Source organism: Thermanaeromonas sp. C210 (assembly GCF_013167955.1).
Lineage (GTDB): Bacteria > Bacillota > DSM-521 > Neomoorellales > Neomoorellaceae > UBA12545.
In genome coordinates, this window is the sequence record NZ_BLWF01000003.1 from 473,211 (window position 1) to 500,203 (window position 26,993).

26 protein-coding genes, 2 tRNA genes and 1 other annotated feature are annotated in these 26,993 nt (G+C 59.1%); of the genes, 25 read left to right on the forward strand and 3 right to left on the reverse strand.

Going from position 1 to position 26,993, the window contains the following annotated elements; translation table 11 throughout:
• The first annotated feature begins 44 nt into the window (after window positions 1-44).
• The 3 genes from TAMC210_RS09745 (at window position 45) to TAMC210_RS09755 (ending at window position 3,569) form a co-directional block, all read left to right on the forward strand.
• Window positions 45-866: a hypothetical protein gene (locus TAMC210_RS09745; protein WP_173298604.1), complete on the forward strand. Its 822-nt coding sequence runs from the start codon at window positions 45-47 to the stop codon at window positions 864-866.
• 709 nt (window positions 867-1,575) lie between these two features.
• Window positions 1,576-1,825: a binding site (T-box leader), on the forward strand.
• A gap of 53 nt (window positions 1,826-1,878) precedes the next feature.
• The gene (locus tag TAMC210_RS09750; protein WP_173298605.1) at window positions 1,879-2,361 is read left to right on the forward strand and encodes an Lrp/AsnC family transcriptional regulator; all 483 of its coding nucleotides are present in this window, start codon (window positions 1,879-1,881) and stop codon (window positions 2,359-2,361) included.
• The gene (locus TAMC210_RS09755) at window positions 2,358-3,569 is read left to right on the forward strand and encodes an aminotransferase class I/II-fold pyridoxal phosphate-dependent enzyme (protein ID WP_173298606.1); all 1,212 of its coding nucleotides are present in this window, start codon (window positions 2,358-2,360) and stop codon (window positions 3,567-3,569) included. The genes TAMC210_RS09750 and TAMC210_RS09755 overlap by 4 nt, the downstream gene beginning before the upstream one ends.
• 6 nt (window positions 3,570-3,575) lie before the next feature.
• Here the strand turns inward: TAMC210_RS09755 and TAMC210_RS09760 are convergent, their stop codons facing one another.
• Window positions 3,576-4,394 (reverse strand): Asp23/Gls24 family envelope stress response protein, encoded by an 819-nt coding sequence (locus TAMC210_RS09760; RefSeq protein WP_173298607.1) that lies wholly within the window; start codon window positions 4,392-4,394, stop codon window positions 3,576-3,578.
• A 309-nt stretch (window positions 4,395-4,703) separates the two neighbouring features.
• Here TAMC210_RS09760 and TAMC210_RS09765 point away from each other — a divergent pair, with 309 nt between their 5' ends.
• The 17 genes from TAMC210_RS09765 (at window position 4,704) to TAMC210_RS09845 (ending at window position 23,282) form a co-directional block, all read left to right on the forward strand.
• On the forward strand, window positions 4,704-5,471 hold the full coding sequence (locus TAMC210_RS09765) for a DnaD domain-containing protein (RefSeq protein WP_173298608.1): 768 nt from the start codon (window positions 4,704-4,706) through the stop codon (window positions 5,469-5,471).
• A gap of 18 nt (window positions 5,472-5,489) precedes the next feature.
• Window positions 5,490-6,311: an ATP-binding protein gene (locus TAMC210_RS09770; RefSeq protein WP_254388616.1), complete on the forward strand. Its 822-nt coding sequence runs from the start codon at window positions 5,490-5,492 to the stop codon at window positions 6,309-6,311.
• Window positions 6,312-6,421: 110 nt separating this feature from the next.
• On the forward strand, window positions 6,422-6,661 hold the full coding sequence (locus TAMC210_RS09775) for a FeoA family protein (RefSeq protein ID WP_173298609.1): 240 nt from the start codon (window positions 6,422-6,424) through the stop codon (window positions 6,659-6,661).
• Between the two features lie 18 nt (window positions 6,662-6,679).
• Window positions 6,680-8,521: a ferrous iron transport protein B gene (feoB, locus tag TAMC210_RS09780; RefSeq protein ID WP_173298610.1), complete on the forward strand. Its 1,842-nt coding sequence runs from the start codon at window positions 6,680-6,682 to the stop codon at window positions 8,519-8,521.
• A 13-nt stretch (window positions 8,522-8,534) separates the two neighbouring features.
• On the forward strand, window positions 8,535-8,684 hold the full coding sequence (locus TAMC210_RS09785; protein ID WP_173298611.1) for a hypothetical protein: 150 nt from the start codon (window positions 8,535-8,537) through the stop codon (window positions 8,682-8,684).
• Between the two features lie 164 nt (window positions 8,685-8,848).
• On the forward strand, window positions 8,849-9,481 hold the full coding sequence (locus tag TAMC210_RS09790) for a phosphate propanoyltransferase (protein ID WP_173298612.1): 633 nt from the start codon (window positions 8,849-8,851) through the stop codon (window positions 9,479-9,481).
• A gap of 144 nt (window positions 9,482-9,625) precedes the next feature.
• Window positions 9,626-9,823, forward strand: a complete 198-nt coding sequence (locus TAMC210_RS09795) for a hypothetical protein (protein WP_173298613.1) — start codon at window positions 9,626-9,628, stop codon at window positions 9,821-9,823.
• 299 nt (window positions 9,824-10,122) lie between these two features.
• On the forward strand, window positions 10,123-11,379 hold the full coding sequence (locus TAMC210_RS09800; RefSeq protein ID WP_173298614.1) for a Glu/Leu/Phe/Val family dehydrogenase: 1,257 nt from the start codon (window positions 10,123-10,125) through the stop codon (window positions 11,377-11,379).
• 106 nt (window positions 11,380-11,485) lie between these two features.
• Window positions 11,486-12,298 carry an IclR family transcriptional regulator gene (locus tag TAMC210_RS09805; protein ID WP_254388617.1) on the forward strand — a complete coding sequence of 271 codons (813 nt, stop codon included), beginning with the start codon at window positions 11,486-11,488 and terminating at the stop codon, window positions 12,296-12,298.
• 72 nt (window positions 12,299-12,370) lie between these two features.
• Window positions 12,371-14,077 (forward strand): sigma 54-interacting transcriptional regulator, encoded by a 1,707-nt coding sequence (locus tag TAMC210_RS09810; RefSeq protein ID WP_254388634.1) that lies wholly within the window; start codon window positions 12,371-12,373, stop codon window positions 14,075-14,077.
• Window positions 14,078-14,121: 44 nt separating this feature from the next.
• Window positions 14,122-16,317 (forward strand): molybdopterin oxidoreductase family protein, encoded by a 2,196-nt coding sequence (locus TAMC210_RS09815; RefSeq protein WP_173298615.1) that lies wholly within the window; start codon window positions 14,122-14,124, stop codon window positions 16,315-16,317.
• Window positions 16,318-16,529: 212 nt separating this feature from the next.
• Window positions 16,530-19,085, forward strand: coding sequence for a molybdopterin-dependent oxidoreductase (locus TAMC210_RS09820; protein WP_173298616.1), 2,556 nt, complete (start codon window positions 16,530-16,532; stop codon window positions 19,083-19,085).
• Window positions 19,085-19,771, forward strand: a complete 687-nt coding sequence (locus TAMC210_RS09825; RefSeq protein WP_173298617.1) for a 4Fe-4S dicluster domain-containing protein — start codon at window positions 19,085-19,087, stop codon at window positions 19,769-19,771. The genes TAMC210_RS09820 and TAMC210_RS09825 overlap by 1 nt, the downstream gene beginning before the upstream one ends.
• Window positions 19,772-19,783: 12 nt before the next feature.
• Window positions 19,784-21,040 carry an NrfD/PsrC family molybdoenzyme membrane anchor subunit gene (gene nrfD, locus TAMC210_RS09830; protein WP_173298618.1) on the forward strand — a complete coding sequence of 419 codons (1,257 nt, stop codon included), beginning with the start codon at window positions 19,784-19,786 and terminating at the stop codon, window positions 21,038-21,040.
• A 268-nt stretch (window positions 21,041-21,308) separates the two neighbouring features.
• Window positions 21,309-22,550: a GTPase HflX gene (gene hflX / locus TAMC210_RS09835; RefSeq protein ID WP_173298619.1), complete on the forward strand. Its 1,242-nt coding sequence runs from the start codon at window positions 21,309-21,311 to the stop codon at window positions 22,548-22,550.
• A gap of 299 nt (window positions 22,551-22,849) precedes the next feature.
• On the forward strand, window positions 22,850-23,056 hold the full coding sequence (locus tag TAMC210_RS09840; RefSeq protein ID WP_173298620.1) for a type II toxin-antitoxin system HicB family antitoxin: 207 nt from the start codon (window positions 22,850-22,852) through the stop codon (window positions 23,054-23,056).
• A gap of 16 nt (window positions 23,057-23,072) precedes the next feature.
• Complete coding sequence (locus TAMC210_RS09845) at window positions 23,073-23,282, forward strand: type II toxin-antitoxin system HicA family toxin (protein ID WP_173298621.1); 210 nt, start codon at window positions 23,073-23,075, stop codon at window positions 23,280-23,282.
• Between the two features lie 277 nt (window positions 23,283-23,559).
• On the opposite strand, the gene TAMC210_RS09850 is transcribed toward TAMC210_RS09845, so the two are convergent.
• Together TAMC210_RS09850 and TAMC210_RS09855 are read right to left on the reverse strand one after the other, a co-directional pair.
• Window positions 23,560-23,635: transfer RNA gene (locus TAMC210_RS09850), tRNA-Lys, on the reverse strand.
• A gap of 9 nt (window positions 23,636-23,644) precedes the next feature.
• Window positions 23,645-23,721, reverse strand: a tRNA-Arg gene (locus tag TAMC210_RS09855).
• 119 nt (window positions 23,722-23,840) lie between these two features.
• Between TAMC210_RS09855 and TAMC210_RS13665 the strand changes: the two genes are divergently transcribed.
• The 5 genes from TAMC210_RS13665 to thiL all read left to right on the forward strand — a co-directional run bounded on the left by TAMC210_RS13665 (window position 23,841) and on the right by thiL (window position 26,964).
• Window positions 23,841-23,966 carry a hypothetical protein gene (locus tag TAMC210_RS13665; protein WP_256366487.1) on the forward strand — a complete coding sequence of 42 codons (126 nt, stop codon included), beginning with the start codon at window positions 23,841-23,843 and terminating at the stop codon, window positions 23,964-23,966.
• Window positions 23,967-24,034: 68 nt separating this feature from the next.
• Window positions 24,035-24,649 carry a DUF3786 domain-containing protein gene (locus tag TAMC210_RS09860; protein ID WP_173298622.1) on the forward strand — a complete coding sequence of 205 codons (615 nt, stop codon included), beginning with the start codon at window positions 24,035-24,037 and terminating at the stop codon, window positions 24,647-24,649.
• Window position 24,650: 1 nt separating this feature from the next.
• Window positions 24,651-25,532, forward strand: a complete 882-nt coding sequence (locus TAMC210_RS09865; RefSeq protein WP_173298623.1) for a quinate 5-dehydrogenase — start codon at window positions 24,651-24,653, stop codon at window positions 25,530-25,532.
• A 60-nt stretch (window positions 25,533-25,592) separates the two neighbouring features.
• Window positions 25,593-25,868 carry a tetratricopeptide repeat protein gene (locus tag TAMC210_RS09870; RefSeq protein WP_173298624.1) on the forward strand — a complete coding sequence of 92 codons (276 nt, stop codon included), beginning with the start codon at window positions 25,593-25,595 and terminating at the stop codon, window positions 25,866-25,868.
• A 19-nt stretch (window positions 25,869-25,887) separates the two neighbouring features.
• A complete protein-coding gene (thiL, locus tag TAMC210_RS09875; protein ID WP_173298625.1) occupies window positions 25,888-26,964 on the forward strand; it encodes a thiamine-phosphate kinase in 1,077 nt (358 codons plus the stop codon).
• The last annotated feature ends 29 nt before the right edge of the window (window positions 26,965-26,993 follow it).

Here is a 26,993-nt window from a genome sequence, read left to right on the forward strand (position 1 = left end):
CATATACTGATAGGGAGGAGTACCTCCACCGGGGAGGGGTTTTTGTGCGCAATTCCAGGCTGGAATCCCATATTTTGGCCTCCGTTGACGAGCTGGTCCAGTGCGCAATTGCCGTGGGCCTCAAAGAGGGCGAGGAAAGGGAAGAAGCTATAGCCCGGGGAGTGGAATTGGTCCGGCAGATGGGCGATCTCCTGGTGGAAGCCCTGGAAGGTCGCACCCAACATATGCGGGCTTTACTGGAACAACTGGTGGCCCAGCGGCTGCCCGACCGCAAGATCCTGCAGAGCTTCGGCACCTTTTCCCGTGACCTGGAGGAGATCATCGACCGGGGCATTGCCGCCTACAGGGCCGGCCTAACGGCCCCGCCACAGGCAAGCCCCCGGGAAGAGCCGGCGGGGGCTGGAGAGAGCGGTCCGGCAGAAGAGGGTGAGGCCGTAACGGGTGAAGGCGAGGACGGCGAAGATGAAACGTACGATCTCCTTGAATCCGCCCAAGAGGAGGTCGAGAAGGCGCCTGCGGCCGAAGAGGCAGGGCCTTCAGCCCCCTTGCCCTCCGCGGATGCGGAGCCTTCATCTCCTCCGGAGCCCGGATCCTGGCGCAACCTGCGCCTAGCCCTGGAAAGGGCCTATCCCGGCGAAGAAATAAAAGAAAATGTGGCGGTAAGGGGGGGCAAGCTGGCCTACTTTCTGCCCCGCCTGGGACTGGGATTTGAAATAGGCACCTGGCCCCCCGACTGGCGGAAGGACTTCTTTTTCCGCCAGGCCGGGATCGAGGTAGTAAAGGTGGCCGCCGAGGAGCTGCGGAATCCCTTTACCCTGGCCCATAAACTGCGGCGCATGAGACCGTTCCTGGCCCGCAACCGCTAAAGGCTCGTCTGGCTCCGGGGCATCACGGGCGTCCCCGGAGCCAGACGTCTCCCTTCCTTAAGGGGAGGCAGCCAGCGCCTGCTAGCGTAGACTTGGTGCAAAGCCTGAGGCATGGCTTAAAGCCCGGCTATAAAAAAGTCGCGCTCCCCGCTCCCAAAAGCTTTCTCCGCCCATCACCTCGCCCCAGTATTCTTTGCCTACCGACCGGTACGCCGGACAGCATAAGGACCCGGACTATGTCCACCGGCCGGCGGACTGGATCTGGCGGGAGTAGCAGGAATTCGCGCGGTACGAGAAGTACCGGCTGGCCCTGCTTCTCCTGGTGGCGGCGCGGTTCGGGTTTTACCGCCGGGCGGCGACCCTGGTAAGAAAATGATGCGGCGCGGTCTGCCCCTTCCCGGGGCGGTGGAGGGCATGAAAGCAAGGGCGTGAAACCCCCTGCCCGAAAGTACCACGCTGGGCCGTAATTCGCCTGGAACCGCAGAAGCGCGTGGTAGATACTACCACGAACGGCAATAGAGGGAGTAGTACACCTTTCGGGGGCCATTTTGCCCAGCTATTGTTACGATCTTGTATTTTTTCGTGTTCCTGATGGGTTCTGCCCTATCAATTACAGGTTTGCTTCTGTAAGATTATACCTCAGCCCCGGAAGGTATTGACACGTCTGCTTTCGTGATGCTAAAATAGCGCTACAAGCCTTTAAGTACCCTCAAAGGCCGTGAAGGGGAAAGTAGGCGGCCTGGCGGTTTTCAGCGAGCCGGGGACGGTGAGAGCCCGGCAACCGCGAGCCGACCGAAAGCCACCCCGGAGCTTCCTGCCGAACGGCTTCTCACACCCAGAAGCCCAGTAGGCCAGGACGGAGGAGCCCCGTTAAAGGCCAGGCGCCTTTTTGAGGCGCGCCGAGGTGGGCCGTCCAGGCCAAAAAGGGTGGTACCGCGGGAAAGCCTCCCGTCCCTTGGGGACTGGAGGCTTTAATATTTCTTACGCCCCGTAACAGGGAGGGAGGGGAAACATGCGGTCGAAAATACTCCGCCTTTTAGAGGGCAACAGCCGTCTTTCGGCCAAGGAAATAGCCGTCATGTTGGGGCTGCCCCCCGACCAGGTGGCCCAGGAGATTTCCCGTATGGAAGAGGAAAGGATTATCTTGGGCTATTCTACCCTTATCAACTGGGAGAAGGCGGGGGAGGAACAGGTAGCGGCCCTCATTGATGTAAAAGTAGCCCCCCAACAGGACGTCGGCTTCGACGAAGTAGCAGCCCGCATCTACCGCTATCCGGAAGTAAAGTCCGTTTTTCTAATGTCGGGCGGGTATGACCTGTCCGTCCTGGTTCAGGGCAAGAGTTTAAAGGAGGTGGCCGACTTCGTGGCCCGGAAGCTGGCTACCCTGGAGCATGTGCAGAGTACCGTCACCCATTTTATTTTAAAGCGCTATAAACAGGACGGCATCATCTTCGACGACCCGGAAGCCGATCGCAGGCAGGTGGTGCAGCCGTGACCGTAACCGGCCGTTTTGATCCTGAAAAATTTATCTCGCCCGTAGTCAAAGGCCTTCAGCCCTCCGGGATTCGGCGCTTTTTCGAGCTGGTGGCCAATACTCAAGGGGTCATCTCCTTGGGAGTGGGTGAGCCGGATTTCGTCACCCCCTGGCATATCCGAGCGGCCTGCGTAGAGTCCCTGGAGAGAGGTTACACCATGTACAGCTCCAATTACGGCACCCCCGAACTCCGGCGGGCCATTGCAGAGTATCTGGAAGAGCGCTTCGGCCTCTCCTATCACCCGGAAAAGGAGATCCTGGTGACCATAGGGGCGAGCGAAGCGGTGGACCTGGCCCTCCGTACCATCCTCTGCCCCGGCGACGAGGTGCTCATCCCCGAACCGTGTTACGTTTCTTATCAGCCCGTCACCCAGTTGTGTGGGGGCGTACCCGTGATGGTGCCGACGAGCCGCACCAGGGACTTCATCATCAGCGCTGGGGAATTGGAAAAGTACATTACTCCCAGGACCAAGGCCCTGGTCCTCTGCTACCCCAACAATCCGACGGGTGCGGTACTGGGGCGGGAGGATATGCTCGCCATTGCCCGCCTGGTAGAACAGTACAACCTTGTGGTGGTGGCGGACGAAATTTACGCCGAACTGCGCTACGACGGCCCGCCCGTATCCTTTGCTTCTCTGCCGGGCATGCAGGAGCGCACCCTTCTGATCAGCGGCTTTTCCAAAGCCTTTGCCATGACCGGCTGGCGCATAGGATACGTAGCGGCCCATCCCGAATTCCTGGCCGCCATGGTGAAGATTCACCAGTACACTATTCTCTGCGCCCCTATTATGAGCCAGATGGCGGCCCTGGAGGCCCTGCGCAACGGGCGGTCCGATGTGGACCGGATGGTGGAGCAGTACGACCAGCGGCGGCGATTGGTGGTAAGCCGCCTTAGGGAAATGGGGCTGGACTGCTTTGAGCCCCGCGGCGCCTTCTACGTCTTCCCCTCCATTACCGTAACCGGCCTGACGTCGGAAGAATTTGCCTCCCGGCTTTTACAGGAGGAGCGGGTAGCTGTGGTGCCGGGCGGCGCCTTCGGCCCCAGCGGGGAAGGCTTCATCCGCTGTTCCTACGCGGCCTCCTTGCAGGAACTTACCGAGGCCCTCAACAGGATGGAGCGCTTCGTAGCCCGCCAAATGAAATACCCCAAGGCGGCGGCCACCGGCTAAAACCGCCTAGCGGACCAGGTGTTTAACCGTAATATTTACGGCCTTCACCGGCAGGGAAGTCATCTCCTCGATCCCTGCCTTCACTTTTTTTTGGGCCGCCAGCAGGAAGGGCCTCCAGTCCATACCGTAACGTCCCGTCACTTCAATGTGGAGAATGAGACCGGCGGGAGTATTTTCTACATGGACCCGGGGGTCCGACAGGGCTTCGTTCTTCACCAGGTGGGCGGCCAGCTGTTCGATTACGCTGTTGGCCACGTAGAAATGTCCCCAGATATTAAAAGTGGGTCGCACTATAGTTTGCTCTACCCAGAGATTCTTGCTCTTGCCCGGCTGGGCGTGGCGCCGCCGCAGAAAGGTACGGAGGGGCTCGATGAAGGGCCCTTTGAACCTGGGCTTGACTTCTACCGTCGGGACCGGGATTACGTGCTTGCCCATGCGCTTGCGGATTTGCTGGGCCCGGGCAATCTCCCGCGGGGTAGCCACCTCGGTGATATCGATAAACAGGCCGGGCTCGGGCAATTCGAGATTCTCGGCAATGCGGCGGGCCATCTCCCGGGAGGTGCTGATGAGGAGAATCCGGGAGGGCGCCAGGGCGGCGATTTGCTTCTTAACTTCGGCCGCATGCTGGGGGTCGAGGAACAAGGCCGTCTTGATGGCTCCAACGCGGGTGGGTTGTTCCTTGGCCGACACCCCGGCGAGGATACGGCTTCCCCGTATTAAGAGCCCGTCGTCGATAATGAGGTCGGTCTGGTAATCATGGGCCACGGCCAGCGCCCGGTGACTTTTGCCGGTGCCGCTGGGACCGATAAAGGCGATAACTTCCATATAAAAAGAGCCTCCTCGCACCCGGGACCCATAACGGACCCCTAAAAAGGGCGGACGGCCACGGGCCTCTTCCGGCCGGGTAGGTGAGAAATATGCGGCGGGATCCACCGGGTGATGGTACCCGACGTATCCCCGGTTTTAAGACGGTGATTTAGCCCATGAACGAGCAACTTGAGCCGAGCGAAAGCTAAATCACCCCCGGCCAAGAGGTGGGGATTGCTCAGCTGATGGTCCCCCTTGGACCTGCCCCCCCTGGCCGTGCTATAATAAATCCCAGAGGAACCCTGTGCAGGGTAGGAGGGAACCAGGATGCCTGCATCCCGCCGGTGGCCGGCCGACCTTCTGGCCACCTTGTTTGAAGACGGCCTTGTGACCATTCCCAGCCCTTTACTTCAATATTATACCCGCCTCGGCCTCTTAGAGATAGAGGTTATGGTCATTATCCACCTGTTGCGGTGCCGGCAAATCGAGCACGACCGCTTTCCATCTCCGGAGAAGCTCAGCCAGTACCTATCTATAGATAGTGAAGAAGCCAAAAACGTCCTCGCCGGACTCATGGAGAAACAGCTCATTACCGTGGAGCCCTACTATAACCCGGACACCGGCCGCTGGTTCAATGCCTTCTCCTTACGCAACCTGTGGCACCGCCTGGTGGAGGTCATGGCTGTCGAGGGCGGGGGCCTTACCCCCAGGGAACCGAATTCCTTACCCCCCGAGGACCGCACCGCCATCTCCGAAACGGGCCTTGGCGAGATTTACCGGACCTTTGAAAAGGAGTTCGGGCGTCCCCTGTCGCCCTTCGAGAGCAGCCAGATTGCCGACTGGTATCAAAATCCTGATCTCAAACCCGAATTGATCATCGAGGCTTTAAAAAGGGCCGTTTTGCGCGGGGCCCTTAATTTTCGCTACATCGATTCCATCTTGAAGGATTGGCTGCGCCACAACATCCGCACGGTCCAGGAGGCCGTCGCCTATGACGAACGCCTGCTGAGGCAGAGGCCGGGTAAGAAAAGACGCGCGGAACTTCCCACCGAGGATAAATACCGCGAACTCTACCGCCTGGAACCGGGAAAATAAAGGGGAGGGACTGGCCCTGTGCAGAAACTGCGAATACCTGCCGAATTGTTACAACGACCGTCTACCGCCGCCGAAGCCGGACCTTCGGCTTCCCATGGATCCCCCCCTCCTTCCTGTTCGGAGTGCGGTGACAGGGGAATAGTCCTTCGCGACGGCCGCGCCTACCGCTGCAAGTGTATGCAGATCAAGGCCTGGCATAACCGGCTTCGTTCCGCTCACCTCACTCCTCACCTCAGCCGCCACACTTTCGCCAGCTTCGACCTGCGTTATTATTCCCGGCACCGTTACGACGAGCTGACAGGGACCACCTACTACGAAGCGGCCCGCCGCTGCTTGGAGGCCTGCAAGCAGTTCGTCAACCAATACGTCCAGGGAGAGGCGCCGCGGGGACTCTTCATCTTCGGGCCGGTGGGCAGCGGCAAGACCTTTCTGGCTGCAGCCGTGGCCAACGCCCTTACGGCCATGCACCAGGAAGTGCTCTTTGTGGTCGTGCCCGACCTCCTGGATGAGATCCGCGCCACCTACGACCGGCGCCCGGAAGTAGAAAGCCCCACCGAACAGGAGCTCCTCACCACGGCCCGGGACGCGCCGGTCTTAATCCTGGACGACCTGGGAGCCCATAACTATACCGAGTGGACGCGCAACAAAATATTCTCCCTAATCAACTACCGTTTAATCCACGACCTGCCTGCCATCATCACCAGCAACCTGGATTTGAAGCAGCTGGAAGAATATCTGGGCGAGCGTACCACGTCACGCTTGCTCCAGCTCTGCCGGTCCTATCACCTGCCGGTGGAGCAGGACATACGCTACATCCTAAGCAGAGAAGGGCGCCGCTAAAGGGCGCCCAATTTTTGCGTCAACTTATTGACAATGGTTTTCAATTACTCTATAATAGGAACAGGTCGATGAAAATATTTCTCATTTAGGCGGCGCAAGGAGGGAAAACCGTGACTCTGGACCAGGCAAAAAAGGGACATCTCTATCGCGTTACCCAGCTGCCCGGCAAGGAAATACGCAGCCAGGCCATACGGTTCGGTCTCTGGGAAGGTGCGGTGGTCACCTGCAAAGAGGTTATTCCCCGCGGGCCGGTTATCGTGGGGCGCAATCACCAGGAGATTGCCATCGGCCGGGGGCTGGCCCGGCGGATCCATATAGAGCCCGTAGTGGCATACCAGAAGGTGTCTTAAGGAAAGGAGGGAAAACTCGTGAGCTGCCATAGCCTTAAGCCGCCCCTCAATTTGCCGTCTGCAGGCCGTCGGATAGTTTTAGTGGGCAATCCCAACGTGGGCAAATCCGTTTTCTTTAATGCCTTGACCGGCCTGTACGCCGATGTTTCCAACTTTCCCGGCACCACCCTTGAGATCCATCACGGCCGGGTAGGCAACGACGTGATCATCGATACCCCCGGCATTTACGGGGTTTCTTCCTTCAATGACGAAGAAAGAGTCGCCCGGGATATTATTTTCGAGGCGGACGTGGTCATTAACGTGGTGGATGCCGTCCACCTGGACCGGGACCTGTTTCTTACCCAGCAGTTGATCGATATGGGCTTTCCAGTGGTAGTAGCCCTCAATATGGTCGATGAAGCCGCCAGGGAAGGCCTCAAGGTCGACCATGCTAAATTATCCGAAATGTTGGGGGTACCTGTGGTTCCCACCGTGGCCACTAAAAGGCAGGGTTTAGAGGAACTGAAAAAGGCGGTGGCTCGCGCCCAACTGGGTCGGGCCTTGCCCGGCCTGGAGGAAATGCTCCGGCCTATTTTGCCCAAAGTCCATAACAGGGCGGAAGCCTTGTTGATCCTAGAAGGCGATCCCTGGGTGGCCGCCCGCCACCGGGTAAAGCCCATGGACAAACGGGAGGAAGTGTACCTCCTGAGGCGGCAGCGGGTAGACGAGATAGTGGCGGCCGTAGTCCGGGAAGACATGTCCCGGGCCTCCTTTAAGACCCACCTGGGGCAATGGATGCTCCGTCCCCTCACGGGCGTTCCCCTGTTACTGCTCACCCTTTACCTCCTCTATCAGTTCATCGGCGTGTTTATCGCCCAGACCGTGGTAGCCATCACGGAAGAGGAGATCATGCAGGGTTATTACGAACCCTTCATACGGGGGCTGCTCGCACCCATCCTGGGAGACAGTGCCCTGGGTACCATCTTAATAGGGGAGTTCGGCCTTCTCACCATGACGGTCACCTACATCCTGGGCCTTCTGCTCCCCCTGGTAGTGGGTTTCTACCTATGCCTTTCCCTTCTGGAGGATTCGGGCTATCTGCCCCGCATTGCCGTCCTGGTCGATCGCGTACTGATGCACCTGGGCATGAACGGCCGGGGGATCATTCCCCTTATCCTGGGAGCGGGCTGCGTAACCGCGGCTACCATTACCACCCGCCTCCTGGGGAATCCCCGGGAAAAACTAATCGCCACCTTTCTTCTGGCTCTAACCATACCCTGTTCGGCCCAGTTGGCGGTAATTACCAGTATGCTGGTCCCCCTGGGGTCCAAATACGTCCTGGCCTATGTGCTCGTCCTTTTTAGCGTGCTGGGGGTTGCCGGTACCGTCCTTAACCGCGTCCTGCCGGGGCAGCCCAGCGATCTCTTCATCGACCTTCCCCCGCTGCGCTGGCCGCAGCCGGAAAACGTCTTGAAAAAGACCTATACCAAGACTTACGTGTTTCTCCGGGAGGCTACTCCCCTCTTTGCCGCCGGCGCCCTTCTCATAGGGATACTTCAGGTGAGCGGGCTCTTATCTCTCATCCAGACTTTCCTCGCTCCCCTGACGGTGAACTGGCTGCAGCTGCCCCGGGAAGCGGCCACGGCCTTTATAATGGGATTTATCCGCCGCGACTTCGGCGCCGCAGGCCTTTACTCTTTGCCCCTTACACCCCCGCAGACGCTGGTGGCCCTGGTGACCATCACCCTCTTTGTTCCCTGTATTGCCTCGGCCCTGGTCATCTTAAAGGAGAGGGGCCTGCGCCAGGCCGTCACCATCTGGAGCAGTGTTCTGGTCCTGGCCTTCCTCCTGGGAGGTATAATATCCCATATCCTCATATAGGAGGCGAGGGTAAATGTCCGTCTGTTATATCAAGTGCCCCCGCTGCGGATACCCCGTGGCCACGCCGGGGCTCGGGCGGTGCCCCCGCTGCCGCAGCACCCTTTACCCTACATGCGGCGGGAACTGCGGGGAATGCCTTAAGTCTAAGTTAAAGAAACCCTAACCTATCCAGTACAGATTAAATATTGGTAATTTTGTTAGAGAATTTAACTCCTCCCCCTTGCCTTGCAGCCCGAATGGTAATATAATGGGGGTGAACGGTAGAAAATGAGAGCCGAATGGTTGATTTAAAATGACGAACGGCAGACAAGGGGGAGGAGGCCCTGAATGGATAAAACCCTGTTAGAAGTGCCCGTAGGCGTTTCCGGCCGCCACGTGCATCTTACACCAGAACATTTCCGCATCCTCTTCGGACCCGAGGCAACCGTGACTAAAATTAAGGATCTGGTCCAGCCGGGAGAATTTGCCGCCCGCGAAACCGTAACCGTAGTGGGGCCCAAGGGTGTCCTGGAGAACGTGCGCATCATCGGCCCCCTCCGCCCGTACTCCCAAGTAGAGGTGTCTCGCACCGACTGTTTCAGGCTGGGAGTCAATCCCCCGGTTAGGGATTCGGGCCATCTGGAGGACAGCCCGGGGTGCGTCCTGGTAGGGCCGGCTGGAGTGGTCACCCTCGAACGGGGAGTTATCATAGCCCTGCGCCACATCCATATGCCCCCCGAGGAAGCCAAGAGGTGCGGCCTGAAGGACAAGGACACCGTGGACGTTGTCGTAGAAGGGGAGAGGGGCCTGATCTTTAAAAACGTGCTGGTGCGAGTCCACCCCAATTTCCGGCTGGAATTCCATATAGATACCGACGAAGCCAATGCCTGTCTCTTGGCCAACGGCAACAAGGTAAAAGCAGTGATGCCGGACGTGGCCAGGAGAACCGCCCGGGCCGTAGCCCTGGAGCTTACCGGATGACGCGGTCTGTCGGCAAGTAGGAATACCCCCTTATAGGACTCCCGGAAGGGAGTTTTTTTCTTGTGGCGGCGGCAAGAGGAACTTTACTGGTTTTGAGCGAATGTATATTTAATGAAACCTCTAGATATAGAGGAGGGCAAAACCGTGAAGATACCCGTCTGCGACCGCTGTAAAGCCCAGAAGGTAGAGGGCGTTATATGCCGTCACTGCGATACGGCCTATTGCTATGACTGCCTGGACGTAAATCCAGGCGACATGCGCATCTGTCCTGTTTGCGGCCAGTTCCTATGCGACGAATGCTATGAAGGCCTTGTGCAGTGCGACTTAAAAAAGAAGTCCTGAAGGCCCGCCAACGGCGGGCTTTTTGGGACGCTCATGTTTTCATATAGCGAAATAACCTTTCATTGACACCGGTTTGACGATTTTTTTAGAATAATTGCGGGGGTTAAGGCAGGGTTCTCCTGCAAGGAGAACCCAAAATTCTTAAGAGGGGGAACAGAAGGATGCGCAAATCTACATAAAATGCCGGGAACGACCTTTCCGCTGAAGGATAGTCCATGCTTTCAGACGGTGCCAGTGACCACCAGGAGCAAAAAGGTATTTAAGACACGCAAGATCAAACTACTGCGGGAGGAGATCTTATGGCATTAGAGGAAACCTCACCTAATCCTCTTCGGGCTGCTCAACAGGAAATACGTAAAGCAGTGCAGGCCTTGAACCTCGATCCTATCGTCGCCGACCTTTTGAGTGAGCCCCAGAGATTTGTGGAGGTTTCTTTTCCCGTGAAAATGGATGACGGGAGCACCAGGGTTTTTAAAGGTTATCGCTCGCAGCATAACAACGCCCTGGGGCCCTTCAAAGGTGGCATCAGGTTTCATCCTGAAGTGAATGCCGATGAAGTAAAGGCCCTGTCTATCTGGATGAGCTTAAAATGTGCTGTTCTCGGCCTCCCCCTGGGTGGGGGCAAAGGGGGCGTGAAATGCAATCCCAAAGAGCTGTCCCGCCGGGAGCTCGAGGAACTGAGCCGTGCCTATGTACGAAGCATAGCCCAGGTAATCGGGCCGGAGAAGGACGTTCCGGCCCCGGATGTCTACACCAACCCCCAGGTGATGGCCTGGATGGCCGATGAGTTCAGTAGCCTCAACGGCTACAACACCTTCGGGGTAATTACCGGGAAGCCCCTGGAAATCGGGGGCTCGGCCGGACGCAGCGAGGCCACCGGCCGCGGTTGTGTTTTTGCCATTCGTGAGGCCTGCGCCCGGTTAAGTATTCCCCTGCAGAATGCTACCGTCGCCGTCCAGGGCTTCGGTAACGCCGGTTCCGTGGTAGCCAGGCTCCTCCACGAAATGGGGGCCAGAATTATCGCCGTGACCGACTCTACCGGCGGTGCCTACCGTTCCGAAGGCATAGATCCCATAAGTTTGCTGGAATTTAAGCAACAAACCGGCAGCGTCAAGGGAGCGCCGGGAACGACCCCTTTGAGCAACGAACAATTGTTTGCCCTAGAATGTGACATAATTATCCCGGCCGCCCTGGAAAACGCAATTACGGCCGCCGTAGCCGAGGACATAAGAGCCCGGATAATTGCCGAAGCCGCCAACGGCCCGACGACCCCGGAAGCCGATAAAATACTGGAGGACAAGGGCGTCCTTGTAATACCGGACATCCTGGCCAATGCCGGCGGGGTAACGGTATCTTACTTCGAATGGGTACAAAACTTGACTAATTACTACTGGACGGAAGAAGAGGTAAACCGCCGCCTTGAAGAAATGATGGTCCGCGCCTTCCAAGACGTTTACCAGATGCATTTGGACAAGAAAGTCTCCATGCGGGATGCGGCCTATATGGTGGCGGTAAACAGGATTGCCGGGGCCATGAAAGTACGTGGATGGGTGTAGTGAGGCGAGGCCAGGATAACGCCGGCCCACCGGGCGGCCGTCGGTGCGGTCAAGACCCGACGGCCGCCGAAGGCCGCCTCAAATATCGTAAAGGAGAGAAAAGAGGGTGCCGCAGGAGCAGAAGGGACGGGAAGGGAAGAATTCTAAAGTCCAGGGCGTTCAGGCCGTGGACCGGGCCTTGTCCATCCTGGAGGCCTTGGCCCGCGCCGAGGGCCCGGTCATGCTCTCGGCTTTAAGCTCCGAGATGGGGCTGCATATCAGCACCGTGCACCGGCTCCTTAATACCCTGGCCCGCAGGGGGTTTGTGGAACAGGAACCCTACCAGGGCAGGTACCGCCTGGGCCTTAAGGTCTTTGAAATCGGAAATCGAGCCCTGTATTCCCTGGACATACGCGCCGTGGCCCGTCCTTACCTGCGGGAGCTGGTGGAGGAATTCAACGAAACGGCCAACCTGGCCGTGCTGGACGGTTTTGAAGTGGTGTATATCGATCAAGTAGAATCCAGAAACATCATTAAAATGCTGGCCCGCCCGGGCACCCGCACGCCTGCCTACTGCACAGGCACAGGCAAGGCACTGCTGGCATTCCTCAGTCCTTTCCAATGGGAAAGATTTCTGGCCACTACCCCTTTAAGGGCCTTCACCCGGGCCACCATTACCGATCCTGAAGAGCTGGAGCAGGAGCTGGAAAAAATCAGAGAACAGGGTTTCGCCGTAGACAAGGGCGAGCTCGAGGAAGGAGTGCGATGTGTCGCCGCCCCCATCAAAAACCACGAACAAAGGGTAGTGGCTGCCCTGAGCGTTTCCGGCCCCAGCAGCCGTATAACAGATGAGCTGTTACACGGTAAACTGGCGGAAAGGGTTAAAACCGCCGCGGTTAATATTTCCCAGATCCTGGGGTCCGGCGAGGCCCGGCTGTAACGGCCGGGCCTTTTATATTATAATAAGTGGCGGCAGGGACTCTGGAGGTCTTGAGGCGGTGATGTGCCTTTGGTGTCGGGTCGGGTAGACTTACTGGCCGAGGTCCTGGCCTCCTTGCGCCACGGTTTTATAATGGTAGACGGCGCGGGCCGGGTTACCCGGATAAATCCCCAAGCTTTATCCTTCCTGGGTCTTCCGGAACAGGAGGTGAGGGGAAGAAGGTTAACGGAAATATTCCCCTCCACGCGCCTGGCCGAGGTTTTCACCACCGGACGCCCCCTGGTGGGTACCACCTACCGCGGATTAAACCATACCCTGCGCATCAGCTATTTTCCCCTGGGGGTGAGTGACGGGGGAGCCGTCGTCGTTTTAGAACCGGTTGGTTCACCTTCACCCTATGAAGAGGAACTGCCGTCCCGGCAAAACCTTATCGACCTCTATGAGGCCCTTCTGGCCGAACTGCCCCTGTGCCTGGTAGTAGTGGACAAGGAGGCCCGGGTGGTCTACTGCAACGATAACTACCGGGCCCTCCTGAAGTTGGATGACCGGCGGGTCGAGAACCGCCCGGTAAGGGAGATCATCCCCTTTACGCGGTTGCCCGAAGTCCTCTCTACGGGTCGGCCCTACCTCGATCCCGGCCTGGAGTTCGAGGGTCAAAAGCTCCTCGTGGCCGAGGTTCCCCTGAAAAAAAGCGGCGAAATCCTGGGGGGCGTGGGCCGGGTCGTATCCCAGGACACCGTAGCTTTAGAAAGTATAAGGGACTTTCGCCGCCGCTTTGAGATCCTGGAAAATAAACTCCTTTTATACAAGCACGAGCTGGAGACGCTGCAACAGAACCGGTCACCCTTTGCCGAGATCATCGGTGTCAGCCCGGAGATGCAGCGTCTAAAAAGCCAGGCCGCCCGCATAGCCCGTGGGGAGGCCAACGTCTTGCTCCTGGGTGAGAGCGGCACCGGTAAAGAGCTCTTTGCGCGGGCCATTCACCTGGCGAGCCCCCGGGGTCGGGAACCCCTGGTCAAGATCAACTGTGCGGCCATTCCGGAAAACCTGCTGGAGGCCGAGCTTTTCGGATATGAGGAGGGAGCCTTCACCGGGGCCGTCCGGGGAGGTAAACCCGGTAAGTTCGAGCTGGCGGATGGAGGTACCATCTTCCTGGATGAGATCGGCGACCTCCCCCTGACTATGCAGCCCAAGCTGCTGCGCGTGCTCCAGGAACGCGCCTTTGAGCGGGTGGGCGGCAGGAAGACCATCAGGGTAAGCGTCCGGGTAATTGCCGCCACCAATAAGGACCTGCAGGCCCAGGTCAAAGAGGGCAAATTCCGCCTGGACCTCTATTACCGCCTGGCAGTCATAACCCTTCACATCCCGCCCCTGCGGGAGCGACCCGCCGATATCGAGCCTCTATGCGAAATGCTTATAGAGAGGTTTAACCGCCGCTACGGGCTAGCGGTCCGTTCCTTAAGCCCGGAGGTAAAGGAGTTCTTTAAAAAGTACTCCTGGCCGGGGAACGTGCGGGAACTGGAGAACGTCCTGGAATACGCCTTTAACTTCCTGGAGCCGGAGGAAGAAGTCATTCGGCTGCACCACCTACCCCCCGGCTTCGGAGGGGAAGGCGGTCCCCACGGCCTGCAGCTTAAGGAAGCGGTGGCCCGGGCCGAGCAGGCGGCCATTAAGAAGGCCCTGCGGGCAGCAGGGGGCAATAAGCAGGAAGCGGCACGCCTGCTGGGCATACACCCTTCCGGCCTATACCAGAAACTAAAAAAATATAACCTGGAATGATAAACTCCCCTTACCATTCCAGCAGAGCAAAGGGAAGAGAAACCATGTCCGTGGAACTGCGCCGTACTCTGGAGAACTTGTTGGACCCCCATCAGGAACCGGCCGACCGATGGGTTTACACCACCTGCGGGTACTGCGGAACCGGTTGCGGCCTCTACCTCGGGGCAAGAGGGGGCCGGGCCGTGGCCGTTAGGCCCAACCCCTCATCCCCGGTAAACCGGGGCCGCCTGTGCCTGAAGGGCACCTATGAGTGGAAAACCCTGGAACATCCCGAACGAGCCGTGGTGCCCCTCCTGAGGGAAGGCGGCCAGCTGAGGCCCGCCACCTGGGAGGAGACCCAGCAGGTCTTTGTGGCCCGGGTGCGAGATGCCCTGCAGCAGTACGGGCCGGAAGCCGTGGGTATCTACCACGGCGGCCAGCTGACTATGGAGGAATATTATGCCCTCCACAAACTAGCCAAGGGTTTCTGGGGTACTCCCAACATCGATGCCAACACCCGCCTCTGCATGGCTTCTACCGTATCCGGCTACATCCGATCCTTCGGCGTCGATGCTCCGCCGGGCTGTTATGAAGACCTCGACGTAGCCCGGGTTATTTTCATCTTCGGCGCCAACCCGGCCGAAATGCACCCCATGCTGTGGCAGCGGATCCTGCGCAACCGCCAGCATAGAGGCGCCAAAATCGTGGTAGCGGACCCGCGACGGACGCTGCCGGCGTCCGCGGCCGACCTGCACCTTCGGCTGCGCTGCGGCACCAACATCCCCCTGCTGTACGGAATCATACATGTTTTAATAAAAGAAGACTTAATCGACAAAGCCTTCATCGCCCGGTCCACCGCCGGATTCGACGAGCTGGCGGAAGCCGCCCGTCATTATCCCCCGGAGGTAGCTGGGGAGCTGACGGGCGTCCCGGCCGTGGACATCGTAACCGCAGCCCGCCTCTTCGGCCGGGCGGACACGGCGGTTACCGTCTTCTGCCAGGGTGTAAACCAGAGCGTGCAGCCGGTGGATACCGTTACCCTCATCAACTCCCTCCACCTCCTTACCGGCAAGATCGGCCGGCCGGGGTGTGCCCCCTTCTCCCTCACCGGCCAGGCCTCCGCCCTCAGTATGCGGGAAATAGGTGGAGCCGGCTGCCTGCCGGGCCTGCGCAACCCCCGCAATCCCCGGCACCGGCAGGAAGTGGCCCGCCACTGGGGTGTGGACGAAGGGATCTTGCCCGCGGTCACCCGCGACATTAATACCATGCTGGAACTCATTGATTCCGGCCGGCTGCAGTTCTTATGGGTCATCGGCACTAATCCCGCCGTCTCCCTGTCCCACCAGGCATACGTCCGCAAGCAGCTGGAGCGCGTCTTCTTGGTGGTCCAGGACATCTTTTATCCCATGGAAACAGCCTCCTTGGCCGATATCTTCTTCCCGGCCGCCCAGTGGGGGGAGAAAACGGGCACCATCACCAACTCCGAACGCAGGGTAAACCTGGTCCGCAAGGCGGTAAACCCTCCGGGGCAGGCCCAGGACGACCTAACCATTATATGCCAGATCGCCCGGCGGATGGGGGCGGGAGAACTATTCCCCTGGCAGCACCCGGAAGAGGCTTTCGCCGAACTGCGGGAGTTAACCAGAGGCCGGCCCAACGACATGACCGGCATTACCTATGACCTCCTCGAGGCCCGCGGCGGCATCCAGTGGCCTTGTCCCGAAGGCAGCCCCCAGGGCAGCCCGCGCCTTTATACCAATGGGGTTTTCCCCACCGCGGCCGAAGATTCCCAGGACTATGGACCTTTCAACGAAAGCCCCGGTCGCGCCCGCCTCTGGGCCGTGACCTACCGGCCGCCGGCCCCCTTGCCGGATGAGGATTATCCCTTCTGGCTCAACACCGGCAGGGTTATCGAACATTATCATACCCGCACCAAGACCAAACGCATTCCGGAGTTGAACGCCCTCGTGCCCTATGCCTTTGTGGAAATCAACCCGGAGGATGCCCGGGCTTTACGCCTCGGCGAGGGAGACTGGGTCAAAGTCGTTTCCCCCCACGGGTGGGTTAAGGTGCGCGCCCGTATTACCGATGTGGTGGCCCGGGGAGAGGTCTTTTTGCCCTTTCACTTCGGGGATTTAGACCCGGGAGAGGAAGCTCACCCCCAGGCGGCCAACCACCTTACAAGCCGGCTGACCGATCCCTGCTCACGCCAGCCCCTCACTAAAGTAGGGGCCTGCCGCCTGGAAAAGATCCCTCTCTAATAATCTAGAAAGGTTTCTACGATTTTCGATACCCCGGCAGGATAAATCGGCGCCCGGAGCCCTGGAATCCTTAGTTCCAGGGCTCTTGGTGTTTCAGGCATAAATATTGCTAGTACTTGCACAAGGGACCGGTCGCCGACGCGTGCAACAAAGGGTAAACACCACCCCGGGGAGGCACTAAGACTTTATCAGTCTTCGGCGGAGGTGAATTTATGGAAAGAGGGAAGTTTAAGCTCAACCGGAGGCAGTTCTTAAAGGCTTCGGCCGCCGCGGCGGCCCTCGTAGGATCTACAGGTCAATACTTTATACCCCAGGTGCGGGGGGAGAATGGGGGGCAAAGGACCGTTAAATACGTGCGTTCCGTATGCTCCCCCAACTGCACCGCTTCCTGCGGGATTAAGGCCATGGTGGTGGATGGCCAGATAAAGGCCCTGTTTCCCACCGATGACTATCCCGAACCCGAATATGGCCCCCGCGGCTGCTTGAGGGGCCTCAGCTACATCAATATGATCTACGGTCCGGAACGCCTGAAAAAACCCTTGATCAGGACGGGCGAGCGGGGCAAGGGAGAGTTCAAAGAAGTCACCTGGGAGGAAGCCCTGGACTTCGCCGCGGGCCGTCTCAAAGAGATTGCGGCCAAGTACGGTCCCGAATCCGTCTGCTTCAGCTTCCAGGTGGGGGGCACCGGCCACGTCCAAAAGGGAGCCTGGATCGCCCTCTCCACCCTGGCCGGCTGGAATCTCATCCACCCCTACGACAAAAACGGGGACCTGCCCATGTTCTGGCCCCAAACCTTCGGCGTGCAGTCGGAGGAACTCGAACCCCTGGAGTGGCTTAACTCAAGGTATATAGCCGTCTTCGGGTCCAACCTCATGGTTACCCGCCTTATGGATTCCGATCTATTAATCGAAGCCCGCAACAGGGGCGCCAAGCTGGTCGTTTTCGACCCCAATTATTCTCCCACGGCGGCCAAGGCCGACGAATGGATCCAGTTGAAGGCCAGCAGCGACGCTGCCCTGGCCCTCGGCATGGCCCGGGTGCTCCAAGAGGAGAAGCTGTATGACGAAGCCTTCATCAAGACCTTCACCGACCTGCCCCTCCTGGTACGCCTGGATAACATGAACCGCCTCCGGGCCGCCGAGGTCAGGGGACTGGACAGACCGGCGGACGTCCCCGCCTACCGGGAGGCCTTCGTAGCCTACAACGGACGGCCGTTGGTAGTACATCCCGAAAAAATGGAAATGCCTCCCGATGTCCTCCTGGAGGGGGAAATCGAAGTGGAATTGAAGAGCGGGGAAAGGGTGAAGGCCAAGCCGGTCTTCCAGCTGCTAAAGGAACACCTGCAAGCTTACACCCCGGACTATGTGGAACAAGAAACCGGCGTTAACGGCGACACCGTCGTCCGCCTGGCCCGGGAAATGGCCACCACGCGGCCCCTGCACGTGATCTATGGAGCCAGCAACTACCAGTGGTACCACGGGGACTTAAAGGGCAGGGCCCTGGCTCTCTTGCCCGTACTCACCGGCAACATCGGCCGTCCCGGCGCAGGGATTTCCACCTACGCTGGCCAGTACAAGATCCGCTTTGACGTCAAGGCCTGGTGGTTCCCCCGGCCGCCCCGGTGGCTCCCCTGGCTTTACATCCTCCACGGCCCCACGCCCGGCATGAAGGCGCCGTGGCCGTCCCAGGGCGTCAAGGCCCTCATCTTCGGCTGGGGAAATCCCTTCGACCAGCACAACATGGCCGGCCGCCTGCGCCAGATGGCCGAGAAGGGCGAACTGGAGTTTATCATGGGGATGGACAACCAGATGACCACCAGCTGTCTATACAGCGACGTGGTCCTGCCGGTGGCTAGCTGGTATGAAAAGGTCGAGCTCACCACCACCCCCCTCCATCCCTATATGCAGCTCCAGCAGCCGGCCATTGCGCCCCTCTACGAGTCCAGGTCGGAGCTCTGGATCGCCCGGGAGATAGCCCGGAGGCTCAATCCCGAATTCGAAAAGCACTTCTTCCCCGGCTTGGACGAAAACGCCGCAGCCGAAAAGGCCATTGAGCTGCTCCTGGAAACGGGCGGTCCGCCGGTGGCCGGCATAACCCTGGAACAACTGAAGCAGGGTCCCGTCCGCCTTAAATCCGAAGTCCCGGGGGACCGGCAGATACCTTTCTATGAACAGGTCCACTTTAAGAGGCCTTTCCCGCCCCGGAGCCGTCCAGCGGCCCTGGAAGCCACGGCCCAGTTTGTTAAAAGCGGCAGGATAGAGTTTTACAAAGAAGAGGACACCTTTAAAACCCTGGGCGAAACCCTGCCGGTTCACAAACCGCCCTTTGAAGAGAGCGAGTACGCCCTGAATCCGGCGGTTAAGGATAAATACACCTTTGTTTTCCTTACCCGCAACTCCCTCTACCGCGTTCACGCCAATTTTTCCAACAACGTGTGGCTGAACGAACTCCAGGACAACCGGCCCAAGATCTTCCTGAACCCCGAAGACGCCGCGGCCAAGGGGATCGAACAAGGGGATCTCGTGGAAGCCTACAACGACCGGGGCAGGGTGAGAGGATACGCCGTTCTGGACCCCGGTATGGCCCGCAATATAGTAATCTTCGAGCAGGGCTGGTGGAGCCGTTATCTGGCCGGGGACTCCTATAACTCCCTGACCTATCCCTTCATTAAGCCCACCCACGAGGTCTACTTCGTACCGGGAATCTGGGCCCCCAACACCGCCTGGAACGAAGCCCTTTGCGATGTCCGAAAGGTGGGTGAATCCTAATGAAACTGGGAATGGTGGTGGACCTCGACCGCTGCATCGGCTGCCGTACCTGTATGGTGGTCTGCAAAGAACATAATGCCCAGCCGCCGGGCACCTGGTGGAACCGGGTCTTCACCCCCGGCAGTCCCGAGCACCAGGTTGCGGCCGGGAAAAACGGGCGAATTCAGATGTACTTCTTGCCCGTCTCCTGCCAGCACTGCGAAAACCCTCCCTGCGAAAAGGTGTGCCCGGTAGGGGCCACCTACACCGACGAGCGGGGACTGGTACTCGTAGACTATCGGCGTTGTATAGGCTGCCGGTACTGTATGGCCGCCTGCCCCTACGGTGTCCGGCAGTTTAACTGGGAAGACCCCCGAGAAGCGAAGACCAGGGCAGGATACAGTCCCGGCTACAGTTACGGCTACCCCTTTGACCACTACGACAAAACCGGACGCCTGGTTTACACCCCCGACCGCCCCAGGGGCATCACAGAAAAATGTACCTTTTGTATCCAGTACGTGGATCAGGGGGAGAACCCCATCTGCGTCCAGGCCTGCCCGGCAAGGGCCCGTACCTTCGGAGACCTGGAGGACCCCAACTCGGAAATAAGCCGCCTGGTAAGGGAGCGACCCGCGTTGCGGCTCCGGGAAGAACTGGGCACTTCGCCCAAGGTCTACTACCTGCTGCCCGCCGGGTCGCGGCAATAGGAGGGGAGAAATATGAGAAGGGAAAACAGCGTCCTTATCGCGGCCATCTTCCTTTTGGTAGTTAGCCTGGGAGCCTGGGGTTATCAGCTTGCCCGGGGGTTAATCGTTACCCATATGCGCAATCCCTTTAGCTGGGGCCTCTATATAGCCACCTTTGCCTTCTTCGTAGGCATTGCCGCCGGCGGCATGATCATTTCCTCCTCGGTCTACCTCTTCAATGTCCGGCACCTAAAGCCCTTTTGCCGCATATCCTCTTTATGCGCCTTTGCCAGTATTCTGGCCGCCGGAGCCATCATCCTCCCCGACCTGGGACGGGTGGAGCGGATCTATAACCTGCTCCTGCACCCCAACTTCCGCTCTCCGTTGATATGGGACTTAATAGTAGTCGGCACTTATTTACTGCTGACCTTCCTGAGCATCTATTTCCAGCTCCTGCCCGATTGGAAAAAAGAAGGACACGGCCTTCTAGTCGCCTGGACCCAGAGGTTATCCCTTGATCAAGTAGAAGAGATTTCCCGGAAATGGTCTCGGAGGATATCCCTGGTGGGTCTTCCGGTGGCCGTCCTCATTCATACGGTGACCGCCTGGATTTTTGCCACCCAGGCCTCCCGCAACTGGTGGAACTCGGCCCTGCTGGCGCCGGATTTCATAGCCAAGGCCGTGGCCTCGGGAACAGGCCTGGTGCTGGTGGTTTCCCTCCTGGTGGTAGGGAGGGAGGGCTTCGACCGGCACCGGGCAGCCTTTCACAGCCTGGCCCACATCACGGCCGGCGCCCTGATGGTCCATTTCTTCTTTACGGCCAACGAACTGCTGGTGCGCTGGTGGTGGGGTTCACCCGAGGAGCTAAGTCCCCTTCACCTCCTTTTCGGCCGGTACGGGTGGCTGTATTTCCTGGAACTGGCCCTTCCGGCCTTCACCATGGTATATTTCCTCACGGCCCGCGGGAAGGCAACCCGGACCTCCCTTCTCCTGGGGAGCCTCGTGGTCTTCCCCGGCATCTTAGCCAACCGCCTTCTGTTAATGCCCGCCGCCTACAACCTCTTCCCCCTGCACCTATCCCTGCCGGGAGTGGAGGTGGAAGGGTGGAACTACCCCATCGCCCTGGGAGAATTCAGGCCGGACGGGACCATATTTGTCGACTTCTGGTCGTACGTCCCTTCTGCCGTGGAAGTGGCCGTTACCCTTTTACCCTTCGGCCTGGTCCTGCTGACCATCTCCCTCATGCTGCGGTGGGGCAACTTCTGGCCCGAAGGCAAAGCCTCAACCTAACCGCCTGTCGACCTTAAGCTCCGGCCGGGCTGCGCCTTCTTCGGGCCGCCCGGCCTTTTGTAAGAATGCGAATTCGCCGCCCACCAGATCCGCTAATAAGCTTTTCTTCCAATTTGCTTTTGTTCTAGGGGGGGTAAAACCCCCTTTTGTCGTTTATAAAACAACAATACGGGGGTCCTGGAAGGAAACGCCCAAGATTTGTCTAACCTGCATTTATAATATAGATGTACCGATTCTTTTTGGACCTAAACCCCGAGGAGGAGCCGGCGTGAAAAGGGGCATTCTTTGCTACCTGGCCCAGGAAGAAAAGGATGAGGAGATTTCTTACAACCTGGCGGAGCTGACGGAACTTGCCCGAAACATAGATATAGAAATTAGAGGCTGTTTGCTTCAACACCGACGCCCGGACCCCAATTACCTTTTGGGAGAGGGCAAAGTTCAGGAACTGAAGGAAAGGGTGGAAGAAGAAAACATAGAAGCTGTCATTTTCAACCTGGAACTTTCTCCCCGCCAGATCTTAAGGCTTGAAGAGAAGCTAGACAAAGCAGAGATATGGGACCGTACCCAGGTAATCCTGGAAATCTTCCGCCGGCGGGCCCATTCCCGGGAGGGGAAGATCCAAGTAGAGCTTGCCCGCCTTACTTATCTTTATCCACGTATGCTGGGCCTGGGAGAAGTCCTTTCCCGCCTGGGAGGAGGCATCGGAACCCGGGGCCCCGGAGAAACTAAACTTGAAGTGCTCCGCCGTTCCGTCCGCCGGCGTATATATCACCTAAGCCGGGAACTGGAAGAAATACGCCGCAACCGCGAGGCCTTGCGCCGGCGCCGGGTTAAAAACGCCGTCCCCGTAGTGGCTCTAGTAGGTTATACCAATGCGGGGAAGTCCACCCTCCTCAACGCCCTCTCTTTAAGCGGAAATAAGGTCCTGGCCGAAGACCGCCTCTTCGCCACCCTCGACCCCGTTAGCAGGCGCATCCGGCTACCTTCCGGACGCCAGGTATTACTTACCGATACCGTTGGTTTCATCCAGCACATGCCGGCCAGGCTAAAAGAAGCTTTTAAAGCCACCTTAGAAGAACTAGCCTCTGCCGATCTCCTGCTCCATGTTATTGATCTGACCAGCCCTTACATGGAACGCCAGGTGGCGGCGGTAGAGGGCATATTACAGGAACTGGACCTGGCCCATCGTCCCCTCCTTAAAGTTTACAACAAAGCAGATAAGTTCACGGGTATGCTCCCCCTGGATGGCCTGGCCATCTCGGCCCTCCACGGCACCAACCTTCCGGTCCTTTTGAGGCGCCTGGAAGAAGAACTCTTCCCTCTAAAGGAAGCCACCCTCTGGGTACCCTTTACCCACCTCGCGGAACTGGCCAGGGCCAGGGATAGGGTAGAAGTGGTGAAGGAAAGATATATGCCCCAAGGAGTAGAGGTCCTCTTGCGGGGCCGCCCGCAAGACCTAGAAGTTTTACAGGCCCGTGTTAAGGGTGAGGGAGAAAAACGCAATAGCTAAGAAATGCCGCCCTTTAGCGACCGCATCAAAGTCGGGCGCAGGAGGTTCGAAGTGGGTTCGATAACCGCAAACACAACACCTTTCGGCGGAACTGAAAATAAACTGGCGGAGGTTCGAGTTATCCGCACTTTTTGCGGGGAAGGCCTGCCTTGGCTCGAAAGTGGGGGCGCGCTAGGAGGAGGTTTAATTGAGAGCCTCTCCGGTGTATGATATATTGGTCGTGAACCTTTCTAAGCACGTGGCGGAGAAAGCCACTGGGCGCTTGCAGGTAGTATAACCCGGAAGGGAGGGGCCACAGGATGAAACTACCCGTAATCTTAACCAAGGGCGAGGACGGCTTTATCATAGCCGAATGCCCGGTACTGCCTGGGTGTTTATCCCAGGGGAAGACGCGAGAAGAGGCCCTGGCAAACATTCGGGAGGCGATTGAGCTGTATCTTGAAACCGGAGAGGCACCACAGCTTCCCCCAGCCTTTGAGGTTGCCGAAGTGGAGGTCGCTATATAAGGCCTAAGCTCCCGGTGTGCTCGGGGGGGAAGAGGCCGTCAGGGCCTTTGAGAAGGCCGGATGGCGTGTAGCAAGGCAAAAGGGAAGCCACGTGAGCATGGTCCAGCGGGGCACGCCCGTAATATTGACCATACCCCTCCATAGGGAGTTGGACCGGGGCCTCTTGCGGGCGCTGATACGCAAAGCCGGCCTCACTGTAGAGGAATTTACTGCGCTCCTGGGGTAGCCAGGAAAAAAGCGGCACAAATCCCTGGCTAGACCACACCTTTGCCGCGTGGCTTTTGGAGATGAGGGAGCACCCCGGGGTGGTTTAGGAACGTCTGGGGACAGCCAAATAAGCGTGGTTATGGATACTCACAGCCACGTCCTCCCCTGTCTCACAGAGGAAGCCGTAGCCAGGAACAAAAACCTGACGCGTGGAGAGATAAACAAAAAAACCTCCGACAGCCCGCACTCCTGCAGTAAATTCTATAAGGTGCGAGGCTTGGAGGCCTTGATTTTGTTGGTGCGCCAGGTAGGATTTGAACCCACGACCCGCTGATTAAGAGTCAGCTGCTCTACCAGCTGAGCTACTGGCGCATGGATTGTTGGCGCGCCCGGCAGGATTCGAACCTGCGACCTCCGGACTCGGATTCCGTTACTCTGTCCACCTGAGCTACGGGCGCTCCCTCAATGCAATAAACATTATAGCCAAAGAAATTCTCAAAGTCAAGCTTGAAATAGGGCGCCTGGAATGCTATGCTATAGATAAGAATAATGTATACAAGGTACAGGGGGCGAGGCCGTGGAGTATCTCCTGACGTGGATTGAGGGGGAGGAAGTGGACTACCGCATCCTGACCGAGGAAGAGCTGCAGGCCTTTCTCGAGGAAGAAAAGGAGAAAAACTGCATCACCGCTCCTTTAGCTTAAGACTAACGGGCCGGCCTGACGGGCTGGCTTTTTTATTTATCCTTGTCTTTAGGGGGAAACAAAGGGTCATGGACAGAATGCCCTACAATTTAAACGTCACCCTGGAACTGGCCCGGGAGCGGCTCCGGGACCTTTCGCCCGAAGAAATAGCGGCCAGAAAAAACGTACGCTGGCAGGAGGACACCGGCGAAATACACTGTCCCTCCCTGGAATCCGTCTACCGCGTCCGGTACCCCGGCGGGCAGGTCTACGGAGAGGGAGGCGGGGAGGTAGACACCCGCTGCCAGGTTCTGATCCTCCACTATCTTGCCAGCAGCGGAACCTCCCTCCAGGGCCGGTGGATTTCCTTCAAGGAGCTTCCCGGCGGCTCCCTGTACCAGCAGCCCTTCTATTCCCGGTCCGTACTGCCCTTGGTGAAAACCTTCGGCTTCGACCTAGAGAAGTTCCTCGCCGCCGGCCGGGCCCTGGGGGGAGAAAGAGCTACCGTAGGGCACGCGGGGATGATTCTTTACCCCTTTCCCCTGGTACCGGTATGTATCTCCCTGTGGGCCGGCGACGAAGAAGTGCCTCCCAACGGGACCATCCTTTTCGACGGTTCGGCGGCCGAGCACCTGGCCACCGAAGATTACGCCGTCCTCGCCGAGCTCCTGGTGCGCCGCTTGAAAGCTGCGGCGGCGGGATAACATGCTCCGGGTGGTAAGCGTCAGCCTGGGCACTCCCCGGCGAAATTACCGCTACCGGCTGGACCTCCGGGGCACTCCCGTTCTGGTGGAGCGCCTGGGCTGCGGAGGCGACCTCAACGAAGCCGGCCGGCTCCTGGAATCCCTGGAAGGGAAGGCGGCCGCCCTGGGGCTGGGGGGCGCCAACTTCTTCTACCAGGTGAGAGAATACCGCGTGCCGTGCCCGGCGGGCCAGTACTTAAAGCAGCGGGTTAAAGGCACGCCCCTGGTGGACGGTTCCGGCTGGAAGGAAGCCGTGGATCCCTGGAGCGTAGCGGCCCTGCAGGAAGAAGGAATAAAGCTGGCCGGCCGGACGGCCCTGGTGGTTTCGGTTTTAGACCGCAGCTGGCTCGCCTATGCCCTGGCCGAGGCCGGGTGCCGCGTGCTGGCCGGCGACCCGGCCTTCGCCTTAAAGCTGCCCGTAAGCCTGTCCCTGCCTTCCTTTGCGGCCATAGCCCGCTGCACTCTACCCCTGCTGGCCCGCATCCCCCTTAAATACCTCTATCCCCTGGGCTCCCGTCAGGAGGCCCCCGGTCGGGGCCGGGCCTTCCTTTACCGGGAGGCGGACATCATTGCCGGCAACTGGCATTTCATCCGCAGCCACCTGCCTCCCACTTTAAAGGGGAAAATCGTCATCGCCGCCGGCACCACCGCCGAAGACCGCCGGCTCCTGCAGCAGCTGGGAGCCCGCTACCTGGTAACCACCTCACCCCTGTGGGGGGAGACGGCCCCCTCAGCCAACATGCTGGAAGCCGTGCTGGTGGCCCTGGGGGCGACGAGGAAGGACGCCTACGCCGCCCTGGCACGCGAGCTGGGCTGGAGGCCCCGGGTCCTCAAGTTGAATTGAGCATCATTTTCCTCCCGCCGCGGCCGTAAATATATAGGAAGAGCGGGGGAGGGAGATTGGGTGAGGGTAAAGATCGGGGACTTCTTCTTCGAGCGGAGCTACTTGGAAGACGGCTCCCGCTTTCTGGAATACTTAGGACGGGTGCGGAAAAACCCGCGGGACCTCGAAGCCCACCTGGCTTTGGGAGTGATCCACGATTATCACGGCCGGCCTGCCCAGGCGATAGGCCACTATTGGTCCGCCCTCCAGCTGGATCCCACCGACCCCTTTGCCCGGGAGCGCCTCAAAGACCTGCTGGCCCACCTCCAAAACCTGATCAGTATGGCAGTCCGGTGACTGGTCGGAAGAGAACACCTTGCGCCGGCCCTTTTCTTATGGCAATATAGGAGGGGAAGTCTGCCAAAAGGAAAGGGCGTTATCGTTGCGCCTCAAAGACCTGGGCGAATTCGGCCTCATCCAACGCATCCAAGAAGGCTGCCTCGTAAAGCCGGAGCGCGTCCTGCAGGGCATCGGCGACGACGCCGCCGTTCTCCACGCCGGGGGAGACCATCTCCTCCTGGCCTCCACCGATATGCTGGTAGAGGGCATCCACTTCACCCTGGAAACCGCCACCCCCTTCGAAATCGGCTATAAAGCGGTGGCGGTGAACATCAGCGACATCGCCGCCATGGGGGGCATTCCCCTGGAAATCTTAATATCGGTGGGATTGTACCCCGACCAGGAAGTGGAATTCGTCGACGAACTGTACCGGGGTATGAAGACTTGCTGCCGCCTCTACGGCGTCAACATCATCGGCGGGGACACCGTTGCCTCTCCCCGCGCCGTAATCGTCAACGTAGCCATTCTAGGCCGGGTGGAAGCCGGGGCCGTCCTGTACCGGTCCACCGCCCGTCCCGGAGACGTGATCCTGGTTACCGGCGACCTGGGAGCCTCGGCCGCGGGCCTCGACATCCTCCTGAACCCCAAACCCGTGGACGCGGAAGTGGCCGCCCGCCTGCGGAAGCGCCATTTCCGGCCCACCCCCCGCGTGGAAGAAACCCGGGCCGCGGTGGAGGCCGGGGGACTGACGGCCGCCGACGACATCAGCGACGGCCTGGCCAGGGAAATAAAGGAGATCGCCTCGGCCTCCGGCGTGGGCGCCCTCCTGTACGGCGAACAGATCCCCATATCCCCGGACGTGCGGGAAGCGGCGGCCGCCTACGGGAAGGACCCATTGGACTACGCCCTCTTCGGCGGCGAGGATTTCGAGCTACTCTGGACCTGCCGGCCGGAAGCCGTGGAGGAAATCCGCCGGGCCGTAGCCGCCCGCTGCGGCACTCCGGTCACCGTAATAGGAGAAATCGTCCCGGCGGCGGAGGGTGTAAACCTCCGGTATCAGGGCTGCCGCCGTCCTCTTCTGAAGGGGGGCTACACCCACTTCGCCCAGCCTTAAAAGGCCGGGCCGGGAACGGATGACCCCTT